This is a genomic window from Shewanella sp. 30m-14 (assembly GCF_052977125.1).
Window position 1 is genome coordinate 1 of record NZ_JBRILW010000022.1, and the last position, 14,047, is coordinate 14,047.

General features: G+C 43.6%; 15 protein-coding genes. 2 read left to right on the top strand and 13 right to left on the bottom strand.

The window, feature by feature from the left end; all coding sequences use genetic code 11:
• Positions 1 to 560 precede the first annotated feature (560 nt).
• Both ACVBIU_RS15450 and rlmA read right to left on the bottom strand, forming a co-directional pair.
• The gene (locus ACVBIU_RS15450; protein ID WP_012155714.1) at positions 561 to 767 is read right to left on the bottom strand and encodes a cold-shock protein; all 207 of its coding nucleotides are present in this window, start codon (positions 765 to 767) and stop codon (positions 561 to 563) included.
• Positions 768 to 1,070: 303 nt separating this feature from the next.
• Positions 1,071 to 1,877: a 23S rRNA (guanine(745)-N(1))-methyltransferase gene (gene rlmA, locus ACVBIU_RS15455; protein ID WP_447159944.1), complete on the bottom strand. Its 807-nt coding sequence runs from the start codon at positions 1,875 to 1,877 to the stop codon at positions 1,071 to 1,073.
• Positions 1,878 to 2,498: 621 nt separating this feature from the next.
• Between rlmA and sbcB the strand changes: the two genes are divergently transcribed.
• Both sbcB and cdd read left to right on the top strand, forming a co-directional pair.
• Positions 2,499 to 3,911 carry an exodeoxyribonuclease I gene (gene sbcB, locus ACVBIU_RS15460; RefSeq protein ID WP_447164237.1) on the top strand — a complete coding sequence of 471 codons (1,413 nt, stop codon included), beginning with the start codon at positions 2,499 to 2,501 and terminating at the stop codon, positions 3,909 to 3,911.
• 96 nt (positions 3,912 to 4,007) lie between these two features.
• Positions 4,008 to 4,898, top strand: a complete 891-nt coding sequence (cdd, locus tag ACVBIU_RS15465; RefSeq protein ID WP_447159946.1) for a cytidine deaminase — start codon at positions 4,008 to 4,010, stop codon at positions 4,896 to 4,898.
• 88 nt (positions 4,899 to 4,986) lie between these two features.
• Here the strand turns inward: cdd and ACVBIU_RS15470 are convergent, their stop codons facing one another.
• The 11 genes from ACVBIU_RS15470 to yceD all read right to left on the bottom strand — a co-directional run bounded on the left by ACVBIU_RS15470 (position 4,987) and on the right by yceD (position 14,012).
• The gene (locus ACVBIU_RS15470) at positions 4,987 to 5,862 is read right to left on the bottom strand and encodes an NAD(P)-dependent oxidoreductase (protein ID WP_447164236.1); all 876 of its coding nucleotides are present in this window, start codon (positions 5,860 to 5,862) and stop codon (positions 4,987 to 4,989) included.
• Positions 5,863 to 6,006: 144 nt separating this feature from the next.
• A complete protein-coding gene (locus ACVBIU_RS15475) occupies positions 6,007 to 6,501 on the bottom strand; it encodes an acyl-CoA thioesterase (RefSeq protein WP_447159948.1) in 495 nt (164 codons plus the stop codon).
• 65 nt (positions 6,502 to 6,566) lie between these two features.
• Positions 6,567 to 6,935 (bottom strand): hypothetical protein, encoded by a 369-nt coding sequence (locus ACVBIU_RS15480; RefSeq protein ID WP_447159949.1) that lies wholly within the window; start codon positions 6,933 to 6,935, stop codon positions 6,567 to 6,569.
• 747 nt (positions 6,936 to 7,682) lie between these two features.
• A complete protein-coding gene (gene fabF, locus ACVBIU_RS15485; RefSeq protein ID WP_447164235.1) occupies positions 7,683 to 8,921 on the bottom strand; it encodes a beta-ketoacyl-ACP synthase II in 1,239 nt (412 codons plus the stop codon).
• A gap of 243 nt (positions 8,922 to 9,164) precedes the next feature.
• Positions 9,165 to 9,398, bottom strand: a complete 234-nt coding sequence (gene acpP / locus ACVBIU_RS15490) for an acyl carrier protein (protein ID WP_011496723.1) — start codon at positions 9,396 to 9,398, stop codon at positions 9,165 to 9,167.
• A gap of 158 nt (positions 9,399 to 9,556) precedes the next feature.
• Positions 9,557 to 10,303 (bottom strand): 3-oxoacyl-ACP reductase FabG, encoded by a 747-nt coding sequence (gene fabG / locus ACVBIU_RS15495; protein WP_447159951.1) that lies wholly within the window; start codon positions 10,301 to 10,303, stop codon positions 9,557 to 9,559.
• 9 nt (positions 10,304 to 10,312) lie between these two features.
• Positions 10,313 to 11,239 (bottom strand): ACP S-malonyltransferase, encoded by a 927-nt coding sequence (gene fabD / locus ACVBIU_RS15500; RefSeq protein WP_447159952.1) that lies wholly within the window; start codon positions 11,237 to 11,239, stop codon positions 10,313 to 10,315.
• Between the two features lie 46 nt (positions 11,240 to 11,285).
• Complete coding sequence (locus tag ACVBIU_RS15505; RefSeq protein ID WP_447159953.1) at positions 11,286 to 12,245, bottom strand: beta-ketoacyl-ACP synthase III; 960 nt, start codon at positions 12,243 to 12,245, stop codon at positions 11,286 to 11,288.
• 10 nt (positions 12,246 to 12,255) lie between these two features.
• On the bottom strand, positions 12,256 to 13,284 hold the full coding sequence (gene plsX / locus ACVBIU_RS15510) for a phosphate acyltransferase PlsX (protein WP_447159954.1): 1,029 nt from the start codon (positions 13,282 to 13,284) through the stop codon (positions 12,256 to 12,258).
• A 15-nt stretch (positions 13,285 to 13,299) separates the two neighbouring features.
• Entirely contained in the window at positions 13,300 to 13,470 is a 171-nt protein-coding gene (rpmF, locus tag ACVBIU_RS15515) for a 50S ribosomal protein L32 (protein WP_012276873.1), read from the bottom strand.
• 17 nt (positions 13,471 to 13,487) lie between these two features.
• On the bottom strand, positions 13,488 to 14,012 hold the full coding sequence (gene yceD / locus ACVBIU_RS15520; RefSeq protein ID WP_447159955.1) for a 23S rRNA accumulation protein YceD: 525 nt from the start codon (positions 14,010 to 14,012) through the stop codon (positions 13,488 to 13,490).
• Positions 14,013 to 14,047: the final 35 nt, after the last annotated feature.

Here is a 14,047-nt window from a genome sequence, read left to right on the forward strand (position 1 = left end):
GTTTAAAAACACTCGGATTTTGCCATCTTATAAAGATCGGTCAACCGATCAATAAACTGCTAAATGATCGGCATTAGCCATTAGGCGCCGTTTAATAATAAGCACTTTTGACTATCCGTATGTTTCGAGTGAGATTATCGCCAGTTTTTTATAACGACTTTATTTACAGCAAACATCTGATGTCTAGAAGCTTAAAAGCTTTACCAGCATTCAAGGCCATAGGTAAACGTCAAGGTATGCGTATTATTTCGCGAGAATGATTGATTTGTTTGATTGCTGATTGCTGATTGCTGATTGCTGATTGCTGATTGCTGATTGCTGATTAGGATAAATGCATAATGTCAAAGCTAAGCAAGTTTAGATAGAAACGGGAAGCACAGACCTGGATACTAACGAACAGGCGAATAGCTTGCTACTAACAAGAAGTTAACTACGAGAGGCTTATATCACGCTTATATTTAGTATTTTATTTTCAAAAGTCGTAAACGAAAAAAGAGCCGTGGTAAACCACGGCTCTTCAAAATTCTGTGTGATTAGCTAGTGCTAATCAAGCTGGTAACTTAAACTACAGTTACGTTCTCAGCTTGTGGGCCTTTTTGACCTTGAGTAACAGTAAACTGAACTTTTTGACCTTCGTCAAGAGTTTTGAAACCGTCAGAGTTGATAGCGCGGAAGTGTACGAATACGTCTGGACCAGACTCTTGCTCGATAAATCCGAAACCTTTATCAGAGTTGAACCACTTAACAACGCCAGTAACTTGAGACATAATATTGAATCCTGTAAATATAAATTAAAGCCTTAACGGCAGTAGAGCTGGAAAATGCCGGTTTACTTAATGTTAACAGGACGAACATGTCGTATTGAACACATAAAAATAAGCCTAACCTTCAAGCTGCAACCACTATAAACCATTCTCATCATATGTCAACACTCATTCGCATCGTTATTTAAGGTGTTTTTACTTATATTTCTATAGCTTGCTAAATGTATCAAAAAATCACATCCAACAAATTAAAATCCCACCCCCAATAACCGTTTAAAAAACAGGCAACAAGCTACACCCTTTGATTTACAAGGCTCTAAAGACTTCAACTTTAAAGTCTAGCTCACAACTTAAGCCTGATTTAGCTAACGCTAATTTTTGCTCTTCTGTTAACTTCCAGTTATAAGGTGTCATTTTTAAAAAGTGACCAATATCGGCAGCATCCTCGAGCGTTAGTACTTGCTCTATTCTCTCTTGATGGATTAACTCGAAGCCTTCTATCTGAGAAGATTCCTCGGTGTGCTCTTTCGGATTATCGTATATAAGCTCTTTAAGTGCGAAATGGTGTCTAGGCCCAGCACAAACAGTAATTAAGATACCTCCAGATTTAATCACTCGTTTAAGCTCTACATCCAATGATGGAGCGTAAATACGTAGCATAAAGTCAAAGCTATCATCAGGAAATGGCATATCAAATGCACTTGCCACACTAAATGAAATATTGGGGTAACGCTTAGCGGCATACTTAAGCGCTGATTTACTGATATCGACACCATAAAGGCTGAAATCACTCGGCAAGCTTTCTACCAAACGATTGGAGTAGTAGCCTTCGCCGCAACCTATATCTAAACCGAAACGTGCATCTTCTAAGTATTCATTAGCGAGCAGGTTCACTTTATCGCTCAGAACTTGATAATACCCCTTGTTCAGAAATTCACGTCTGGCAAACATCATCTCTTTATTGTCACCAGGGTCATTGGACTTTTTCTTTTGCACTGGTAGCAGATTTACATAACCTTCTTTGGCGCAGTCAAACCTATGGTTTGCGGCGCAATACCAAGTTTTATCATCTTTAGATAAAGCCTGTTCACATAACGGGCAGCGGTAAATCATTTATCAATCTCCAAAAAAGGGGGGCCTCAATGCTGAGGCCAGCGAAATCTATAAGGTCTTGTCTGAACAAGTTGTTAATAAAGATGCAAGATAAAGCGTCATCACTAAGTAGAGCCCAATTCAATGGCTAATGGCCAAAACAGGTTAGTATAAAGTACCGAAGATCACCCGGCGTCAAGAAGCAGTCTCTATCTAGCCCCCCTAAAGCACGCACAAAATGAGTGTTAAGCAGAGCGACTTGGCATGGCCCCGATTGTAGTTGCCCACTATCAGCCCACGAATGAGAGCCAAAGCATGTCCTTAGTATCTCAGGAATGCATCGAAGCAATCCGACGTGTTCAAGTAAACCGATCGAAAATGAGTAGTTTGTACTAATACTCACATTAGGATCCACATTAAAACTTTCATTAGGGCTCAATGGGTATGACAGAGTCAAAAGAGCTTTAAAATTGCCCCCCTAAAAACGGAGCGCTATTCTACTGCGCTTATCTTTTTCGATCCAGTCAGCAAATAGGCTTAAACTCAAGCTAATAAGGTACATTAGACTCCGCAAACGAAGACATTTAAAGTGTGGCAGTGCTATGATAACCACAATTATTGTTTGTGATAGCCACTAAATTTATGTCTGCAAATAACCAACCTACCCTCTTCTGGCACGATTACGAGACTTTTGGTGCTAACCCAGCGAAAGACCGGCCTTCTCAGTTTGCTGGCGTGCGCACAGATATGGATCTTAATATTATCGGTGAGCCTGAAACCTTTTATTGTAAGGTCGCTAACGATTATCTACCGTCACCAGAAGCAATACTCATCACGGGTATTACTCCTCAGCTAGCAAACCTTAAAGGTATGCCTGAAGCTGAGTTTATGGACAAAATTAACGGCTTATTTAGTCAGCCTAAGACCTGTGTTGTGGGTTATAACTCATTACGGTTTGATGATGAAGTATCGCGCTACGGTTTTTATCGTAATTTTATCGACCCTTATGCTCGCGAATGGCAAAACGGCAATAGTCGTTGGGATATTATCGATCTTGTTCGTGCCTGCTACGCTTTTAGACCTGAAGGCATAAATTGGCCGGAAAAAGAAGATGGCTCACCAAGTTTTAAACTTGAGCAGCTTACCGTCGCCAATGGTTTAAGCCATGAAAAAGCCCATGATGCGATGTCAGATGTTTATGCGACTATCGATATGGCTAAATTGATTAAATCTGTGCAACCTAAGCTATTTGACTATTACTTTAGCCTGAGACAAAAACAAGCAGTATCAAAGTTAATTGACGTGCTTGAAATGAAGCCACTTGTGCATGTTAGCTCTAAAATCAGTGCACTGAATGGTTGTACCACCATCATTGCACCTGTGGCCTATCACTCTACTAATAAAAATGCGGTAATTTGCGTTAATTTGGCGATGGATATCTCGCCGTTACTTGAATTAAGCGTCGATGAAATTCGTGAGCGCATGTATACCCGTCGCAGTGACTTAGCACCCGATGAGTTACCGATTGGGTTAAAGCAAATCCATATCAACAAGAGTCCCTTTATTGCTGCTGCCAATACGTTAACTGACGAGAATGCTGCCAGACTCGATTTTGATAAAGCATTTGCTCGTCAGCAATACAAAAAATTGAAGCTACACCCTGAGCTGAGAGAAAAGCTGGTTGCAGTATTTGATGTTGAGCACGAAGACAGAGCCGTAGACACCGACCAAGCTTTATATAGCGGTGGTTTTTTCAGCTCTGCTGACAAAGCCAAGATTGAAATCATCCGCAACACACAAGCAAGCAACCTTGCGGCGATAGAGCTTGATTTTGACGACGAACGCCTAGGCGAAATGTTGTTTAGATACCGAGCACGTAACTACCCTGAAACCTTAAGTGACTCAGAGCAGTACCGCTGGCGCGAATTCTGCCAAACTAGACTCAATGATCCTGATTACATCATTCGTCTAGAAAACTTACTCGAAGAAACCGAGCAAGATGAATCCAAACAAAAATTATTAGCAGCTTTGTGTCATTATCTTAGAAGCTTATAAATTTTATAGCCAATAAATGCGACCTTCATCTCATTCTGTATGTAACAAGCTTACTAGAATGATATTTCATTAGCGTTAACAAAAAGGAAATAGCGTATGCAAGACCGCTTCTTAAAAAGCATAGCTAAGTTACCTGAGTCATTAGCAACGGCAATTGTGCCGTTACTCGATAAAGATTTTGCTGGCCATATCGATGCACAGCAACTAAGCGAGCTCCAAGCTAAAAGCAACATGGAGCTTAACGAATTACTATTAGCGTTGCTGCCTATTGCTGCGGCTTTAGCTAGACCACCGATTAGTGAGTTTTACGTTGGTGCTATCGCCAAAGGCAAAAGTGGCGATATCTATATGGGCGCGAATATTGAGCTCCCCAGTGAAGCGCTTTTTCACTCTGTTCATGCCGAACAAAGCGCGATTAGTCATGCTTGGTTAAGCGGTGAGACCATTATTGAAGACATCATAGTCAACGCATCACCTTGTGGACATTGTCGTCAATTTATCAATGAGTTGGTTGAAGGTAGCAAGGTAAAGATCCATCTACCCGCTCAGAAAGTTGAGCCGTTAACGCACTACTTACCTTATGCGTTCGGGCCAAGTGACTTAAACGTTACCGAGCCCTTGCTAACTAAGCAGCAGCATACCCTGACGTTAGATTCTACTGATCCTATGATTATTGAAGGTCTCGATCATGCTAGCCTAAGTTATGCGCCGTACACCCAAAATTATGCCGCTGTGGTACTAGAAACTAAAGATGGTGCGACCTATTGTGGCCGTTATGCTGAGAACGCTGCGTTTAACCCATCAATGCAGCCAATGCAGATGGCCTTGTCAACCATGGCACGTCATAACCGCGATTTCAGCGAGATCAATCGCGCCGTATTGATTGAGTCTTCTAAAGGTACAATTTCATTGGTAGGTGCAGCAATGGACGCCCTACATAATGTTGCCGCTGTTGAACTTGAACATATCGTTGTAGAACCAGAGTAACTTCATTAGCCTCTGCGACTAAAAAGGACCATTCTCATGGTCCTTTTTTATGGGTAACTTTTAATTGCTATTTGCTACGTTAAAGCCATTAGCCGCGGTTCTTCTCTAGCTTGGCCATTAAGCTCGATGTATCCCAACGCTTGCCACCGATCCCCTGCACTTCAGAATAAAACTGATCAACTAAAGCGGTGAGTGGCAGATGAGAGCCATTTCGGCGCGCCTCTTCTAGCGCTATGCCTAAGTCTTTTCGCATCCAATCCACTGCAAAGCCGAAATCATAATCCCCCTTCCACATAGTCTGGTAGCGGTTTTCCATCTGCCAAGACTGCGCCGCCCCATGGCTTATCACCTCGACCACTTTCTCGCCATCCAGGCCTGCGCTACGGGCAAAATGTAATCCTTCAGCAAGGCCTTGCACAACACCGGCAATACAGATCTGATTGACCATTTTAGTTAATTGACCCGCTCCCACATCTCCAAGCAGCTCAGCACAACGAGCGTAGGCGTCAATAACTGGCTTAGCCGTATCAAATGTGACTTGTTCGCCTCCAGCCATTACAGTCAACACACCATTCTCAGCCCCCGCTTGTCCACCTGACACTGGAGCATCCATAAAACCAATATTGTGTGCTTTGGCTGCGACAGCAATTTCACGTGCGACATCGGCTGAAGCTGTAGTGTGATCCACCAAGATACTGCCAGCGTTCATCCCGGCTAATGCCCCGTTGTCACCTAAGGTGACTTGGCGTAGGTCATCATCATTACCCACACAAACAAAAACAATCTCTTGTCCTTGCGCTGCAGCTCTTGGGGTAGTTTGATACTCGCCAGCAAACTCTTTTGCCCATGCCTGCGCTTTAGCCTCTGTACGGTTGTAAACTGTAACTTGGTGACCGTGTTTTGCTAAGTGCCCCGCCATGGGGTAACCCATAACACCTAAACCAATGAATCCGACTTTAGCCATTTTACGTCCTATTGTAGAGGGAGGTTTATAATATTTTTACCCATTCTAATAGCTAATAATAAAATAAAACAGCGTTAAACAGACAATAAAAAAGCCAGCCCTTAGGCTAGCTTTAGTCAACTAATTAAGCAGATAGTGCGTGGCTCACTGCAGTGAAGGTTGCAGATCCACATGCGCTTGCATTTCAGCTCCAATCTTCTTACGCATATCCATGAGTCGAATGGCTGATTCTCGAAGCTCAATATCAGCAGCAAGTACTGGCTGCCAATCAGGGACTGCGGTTGGTTGTCCGTCATCATCAACTGCAACCATAACTAACACACAATGGGTTGTTAAGTGGCGCTCGGGAAACTTAGGATCGCCAGCTTTAACATCAACCCCTAAGTGCATGGAGGTTCTGCCAGTGTAAATCACCTTCGCGGTTACTTCGACGATATTACCCACGTGAATCGGTTTAACAAATCGAATACCACCTGCATAAGCCGTAATGCAGTATTTACCACTCCAGCCTGCCGCACAAGCATAGCCAGCAAGGTCAATCCACTTCATTACCGCGCCGCCGTGAACTTTACCGCCAAAGTTAACATCAGCAGGCTCCGCTAGGAACCTTAATGTTAACTGTCTTTCTAAACCCGCCATATAGGACCTCAATACATTTACTGACTATTGAGTATCTTACGCCAAATTCAGCCTAGCAGCACTGTTTACCCAAACTGACCGACGAAAAAGCAACCCGCTAACACTGTAGGTAAAGCCAAGCGATAAACCCATAACTGTGTTTTCTCACTAAAATACTTACCACCATTGGACAGGGTATAAATACCAATACCAGCTAAAAATAGCCCCATCACTTCAATGCCTGCAAGTACACTGTTTGCGTTACTTACATCAATAGCCGTTACCAGCAAGGCAAACCACACCACGGTGAAAGCCGCAACCGCTAGGTTAAATGTCTTTACACCCAACTGCAATTTAGGGAAGCGGGCTACTGATTCACCACGAATAAGCTCATTAATATTGGCGGTAATAATGCCTAGCAGTGGCATGATAGGAATAACTATTGGATTAAGCACTTTCGTGTCCCTTAGATAAATTATGCAAGGCTCATAGTCTGAGCAGCTATTTGCAGTATCTTCCTAATGGCACTGAAATTCTAGCGTCTTCCCTGCACATTAACCAAGGTTAATCTGGCCAACATGATGGTTTAATATTTACCTTTAATAATGTGAAACAACGCAAATTTTTGAACCCCTAAAGCTAAAATGAAAGAAAAAATAAGAGTATTTTGGCTGTTAATACCAACCAGTATAAAGATTTGGTCGCTCAGCGAGAGTATAGCGGCACTGAGACAAGGTCATTAAATGCTCCTCGATAACTGCTCCTGCGTTACTCTACCTCCTATATCCATATAGTCGTGCATTAATGACATTCACCACATCTGACCTCCAGGGATGGAGGAAATGTCTTATGTATGTCGGGAACATATAAGACCATGTGGTTTGCAACGAGTGAAGCGCATAGTCATTCTAAGTTTAAGCTCCCTCTTGTTCCATAAGAGTCACAGTATCAGAGCCGATAAAACTCACCATTCTGGAGCGTTTTGGCTACCTACTTCTGCCTTGAACAACTTCATAAGGGAGCAACCATTCTTTCAGTTATTCGCCTTGAATTAGTTTGCCAAAAAACGTTCTGAGTAGATCAACTTCTTATACAGATTGGTATAACTCTGCATTAATTATTAAATCATTACCGGATCCCATTAATAACTCCACATATAAAAAAAGCGCCATAAGGCGCTTTTTTTATATTAAATCAGCCGACTATACTTTTTTGAAAAGTAATGAGCCGTTTGTGCCACCAAAACCAAATGAGTTACATAGTCCATATTCAAACTTATAATCTCTCGCGGTATGAGCAACGAAATCTAAATCACAACCTTCATCAGGGTTATCAAGGTTGAGTGTTGGAGGAACAACCTGATCTTTCAACGCCAATATGGTGATAATGGCTTCAACAGAACCCGCAGCGCCAAGCAGATGGCCAGTCATGGATTTGGTCGAGCTCACCAACAGATCATAAGCGTGAGCACCAAATACCGACTTAACCGCTGCGGCTTCTGCTCTATCGCCAGCAGGTGTTGAGGTGCCGTGTGCGTTAATGTAACCAATCGACTCATTTGCAATTTTGGCATCGTTAATTGCATTAACCATTGCCGCAGCTGCGCCTGCACCATCACTTGGTGGCGATGTCATATGGAAAGCATCGCCACTCATACCAAAACCTACAAGTTCGGCATAAATCGTTGCTCCACGGGCTTTAGCGTGCTCGTACTCTTCAACAACCATGACTCCAGCACCATCACCAATAACAAAACCATCGCGGTCTTTATCCCAAGGGCGGCTTGCCGCTTCAGGATTGTCATTACGGGTAGAAAGTGCCTTAGCTGAGCCAAAACCTGCAACCGCTAATGGACAAGTTACGTCTTCAGCGCCGCCAGCAACCATTACATCAGCATCGCCATAAGCAATAGTACGCGCAGCAAAACCGATGTTGTGCACACCTGTAGTACAAGCCGTAGTCACAGCAAAGTTCGGGCCCGTCATGCCGTATTTAATCGAAAGATGGCCAGCAATCATGTTGATGATCGTGCTTGGAACGAAGAAAGGTGAAACTTTTCGTGGGCCGCCCTTTAGCAGCGCTGCATGGTTTTGCTCAATAAGCGGCATGCCGCCCATACCCGCACCAATAGCCGTACCGACTCGTGATGGATCAAGTTTATCCATCTCAAGACCTGAGTCTTCGACAGCTTGAATGCCTGCAGCCATACCATACTGAATAAACAAGTCCATCTTACGCGCGTCTTTACGAGACATGTACTGTTCGACATCAAAGTCTTTTACAGAACCGCTAATTCGAGTCGTGAACTCACTAGCATCAAATTTAGTTATCGGCGCGATACCACTCTTTCCAGAAACCAATGCTTTCCAAGAAGAATCTACTGTATTTCCCACTGGGCTGACTAAGCCTAAGCCCGTTATGACTACTCGACGTTTAGACACGCGGTCACCTTTTTACTTTAAAAATGAATAATGATGATAGCTGCAAAGAGATTGAACTACCAATGCCTATACCCTTGTCTTGAAAACACGGTTTCAACGGGTATGTGCCAGTTCTGGTTGGGATAATACTTATTTTAGGTCAACAAGTATTGAGAAAGCGAAGATTAAAACGTTATGTCAACCAGCGGCTTTTACAAACAAAAACAGGCGGCAAAAATGCCGCCTGTTTTCAAGAATTCTAGATTACTGATTCTTAGAAACGTAATCGATCGCTGCTTGAACAGTAGTGATCTTTTCAGCTTCTTCATCAGGGATCTCGGTGTCAAACTCTTCTTCCAGAGCCATAACCAACTCAACAGTGTCTAGAGAATCCGCACCCAAATCGTCAACGAAAGATGCTGCTGATTTAACGTCTTCTTCTTTTACACCTAGTTGCTCGATGATGATTTTCTTTACACGTTCTTCGATGTTGCTCATTAGTTTTCTTTCCTATTCAAATTACGCACTTGCGCAAGATTGCGAGTAGTTTATTGAATTTGGCAGACATTGCAAGCTTAACTTTCGTGGTCTAACCACAATCAGGCCCACAGTTGATGCAGATCACCCCATGAGGCGATAGCTGTCTGCCGTTCCCTTTAAACCATGTACATACCGCCATTCACATGGAGAGTTTCCCCTGTGATGTAAGCAGCAGAGTCTGACGCTAAAAAGAGGACTGCGTTAGCAATTTCCTGCGCCTGACCAAGTCTTTCCATTGGCACCTGAGACATAATAGCTTGTTGCTGGTCTTCCGTCAGCTCATCTGTCATATCTGTCTGGATAAATCCAGGTGCAATAGCATTAACTGTAATTTGACGAGATGCAACCTCTCTTGCAAGAGATTTTGTAAATCCAATCAAACCAGCTTTAGCAGCAGAGTAGTTAGTCTGCCCTGCATTGCCCATGGTACCTACCACAGAGCCAATATTGATGATGCGTCCGTGACGCTTTTTCATCATAGGTCTCATGACCGCTTTTGAAGTGCGGAAGATTGATGTGAGGTTAGTATCAATGATATCTTGCCATTCGTCATCTTTCATTCGCATTAACAAATTGTCACGCGTGATACCGGCATTGTTAACAAGAATGTCAACATCGCCTGCTTTTTCTTTAATCGTTTCAAACAAACTTTTTACAGAGTCAGCATCTGTTACGTTTAAAACAAGACCATGGCCTTTATCGCCTAAATAAGCTTGAATCGCTTCTGCGCCACGCTCGCTGGTTGCGGTACCGATAACCACCGCACCTGCTGAAACTAATGTTTCTGCTACTGCACGGCCAATTCCTCGGCTAGCGCCAGTGACTAGGGCAACTTTACCCGTCAGGTCAAAACTTATACTCATCAGATTTCCTTATTCGGTCAACGCCGTTAGTGATGCAACATCGTTTACAGCTTGTGCTGAAAGCGAACGATTAATACGTTTTGTTAGGCCTGTTAGTACTTTACCTGGTCCCATTTCAAACAAATTAGTCACACCCTTTGATGCCATTAGCTCTACAGTTTCAGACCAACGAACGGGACAATAAAGTTGACGAACTAAGGCATCTTTAATCTCTGCCGCTGACGTTGGACTGGCAACATCAACATTGTTGATCACTTTCACTGAAGGTTCGCTGAACTCAATCGATTCTAATGCAGCGGCTAATTGTTCTGCTGCTGGTTTCATTAATTGGCAATGCGAAGGCACGCTTACAGGGAGTGCAACAGCCATTTTTGCGCCGTTAGCTTTGCATAGTGCAGCAGCGCGCTCAACAGCGGCTTTCTCACCTGCTATGACCACTTGACCTGGACTGTTGTAATTAACAGGACTCACGATATCGCCTTGTGCTGCTTCTTCACACGCTTTAGCAATAGCGTCATTATCTAAACCAATAATGGCGAACATTGCACCGGTACCAGCTGGTACCGCTTGCTGCATTAGCTGACCACGAAGTTCTACTAGCTTAATTGCCGCTTCAAAATCAATCACTCCAGCACATACTAATGCTGAGTACTCGCCTAAACTGTGGCCAGCCATCACTGAAGGCATAGCCTTCCCTGATGCTAAATAAGCGCGGTAAATAGCGACACTGGCAGCTAATAAAGCAGGCTGTGTTTTGTCCGTTTCATTTAATGTTTCAGCGGGACCTTGTTGTACAAGCGCCCATAAATCATAGCCAAGCGTGCTGCTTGCTTGAGCAAAGGTTTCTGTAATGATGGCATTGTCTTGTGCTAGCTCAGCTAACATACCCAATGCTTGAGAACCTTGCCCAGGGAATACAAAAGCAGTATTTTCCATATTTATCACCTTTTTAAATCAACATCTGCACATTCTAAGACGATTATTAAAAACGAACTAAAGCACTTCCCCAGGCAAATCCTGCGCCGAAGGCTTCTAGTAGTAACATTTGACCACGTTGAATACGTCCGTCTCTCACCGCTTCATCTAGCGCGATAGGCACAGAAGCTGCTGACGTATTACCGTGTTTAGCCAGTGTTAAAACGACTTTATCTAAACTCATATCAAGTTTTTTTGCCGTCGCTTTAATAATCCTAAAGTTCGCTTGATGCGGAACTAACCAATCAATTTCTGATTTATCAATATTGTTATGACGCAATGTTTCAGTCACAACATGAGATAGCTGAGTCACAGCAACTTTGAATACATCGTTGCCCTTCATGGTCATATAACCCACCGCTTCAGACGTTTCACCTTTGCGTGGCGGGATTGAGCATTTCAGTAAATCACCATGACGACCGTCGGCGAAAATATGAGTAGAGATAATTCCCGGCTCTGTTGACGCCCCAACCACTGCAGCGCCGGCACCATCACCAAATAAAATAATGGTCGAACGGTCTTCAGGTTCGCAAAGACGTGAAAGCACATCAGCGCCAATCACTAAGACATTTTTCGCGGCGCCCGATTTCACATACTGATCGGCAATAGATAAAGCGTAAACAAACCCTGAACAGGCCGCCGCTATATCAAATGCAGGAATAGTATGAATCCCTAACATCGCTTGTATTTCACATGCTGCTGCAGGGAATGCATTACTAGCACTCGTTGTACCGCACACAATCATGTCAATTTCACTTGCATCAATACCCGCCATTTCAATGGCTTTTAATGCAGCTCTATATCCCATGGTGGCAACGGTTTCGTCCGCTGCGGCGATTCTACGTTCTGAAATACCAGTGCGCTCTACGATCCATTGATCTGTCGTCTCAACCATCTTTTCAAGATCGAGATTACTACGCACCTGCACCGGTAGATAACTACCAGTACCAAGAATTTTTGTATACATAAGGAATTTATCAGCTATTAATGTCTAAAAGAATCGACTCCAGACGATCTTCAATCATCTGCGGGAGTCGACGTTGCGCTTCGGTTACTGCCAAAGTAATTGCTTGTAAAAAAGCAGCTTCATCTGCGCACCCATGACTTTTTACTACAATTCCGCGCAATCCTATCAGACTTGCGCCATTATAGTGGTCGGGGTTCATCTGATTTAACAAAGAACGTATACGTGGAGCGATGATTTTAGCCAAAAGTCGGACAAAAAAACCTTGTCCTAGCGCTTTTTTAAGCTGATGGACCAGTAAACGAGCAATACCCTCTGAGGTTTTCAAAGTGATATTACCTACAAAACCATCACAAACGATCACGTCTACATTACCAGAGTAAATCTCATCGCCCTCAATAAAACCGGTATAGTTTATTTGAGGAATTTGTTGCAGCAACTGACCAGCCTGTTGGACTTGATCATTACCTTTAATTTCTTCGATACCCACATTGAGTAACGCGACTTTAGGTGAGACGGTTTTATCAACTGTTTCACTAAGCACCGAGCCCATCACCGCAAATTGAAATAAGGTTTCAGAATCGCACGATACATTTGCACCTAAGTCTAGTAAATAAACGGGAGTATTATTTACCGCAGGTAGACAGCTAACAAGTGCTGGGCGGTCGATACCAGGCAAAGTCTTAAGCAAGACTTTTGACATCGCCATTAACGCTCCTGTATTGCCAGCGCTCAGGCACGCTTGTGCCTTACCGTCACGTACTAACTCGATTGCTAAACGCATTGAGCTTTGTTTGCGGTTTCTTAGGGCATGAACAGGACGATCTGACATAGCAACGACTTCAGTTGTATGTTTAATTTCGATGCGATTTTTTATTGCCGGTTCGGCAGACACTAAATGTTCGTCTATTTGCGACTTGTCGCCAACGAGTACGATTTTTAGGAGGGGGTTTAAGCGAAGTGCCTGCAAAGTTGCAGGCACTGTGATGCGGGGACCAAAGTCGCCCCCCATCGCATCTAACGCAAGCGTCAGATTTGTCATCAGGGTCTCAACAAATTACTTGTTGATAACCTTTTGACCACGGTAGAAACCGTCCGCAGTCACGTTGTGACGACGGTGAAGTTCACCACTCGTTGCATCCACTGATAATTGAGCTGTGCCCAAAGAATCGTGTGAACGACGCATTCCGCGCTTAGAACGAGATTTTTTATTCTGTTGTACAGCCATTGGCCCTGTCTCCTAGATTACTTGCTCTTCAGTTTTTCTAACACTGCAAACGGATTTGGACGCTCCTCTTGAGCGGGTTCGATCTCGCCTACTACTATATCTTGTTTACCAAGATGACAATCTTCATTCTCATGCATGGCAATCAAGGGCATAGCAACTATCAATTCATCTTCGATCAATTGATGCAGACGAATTTCGCCAATTTCATTGCACTCAATAGGCTCATACGCATCCGGGAGCTCATCGATTTCGGCTTCAGTCTTACAAAGACCAAAACTAAACTCGACCGTAACCTCAGTGGTAAATAGTGTCATACAACGTTGACAATCCAGAGTGAGCTCCGTCACAGCCTTCCCGTTAAGGTAGACTATCCCCTGTATATCGACGCCACATTCAAGCGACACTGCCACATCAGAACAGTCGCCGGCACATAATTCATTTAATCGCTTTAACTGCTTACCAGGCACCAAGCCTTCATAGGAAAGTTGGCTACTGGCAGCGCGAACGGGATCAATTGAAACCGGTATCTTTACTGTTTGCATAAGGCGCGCATTTTAGGTGAATTTTTACAGAAGTC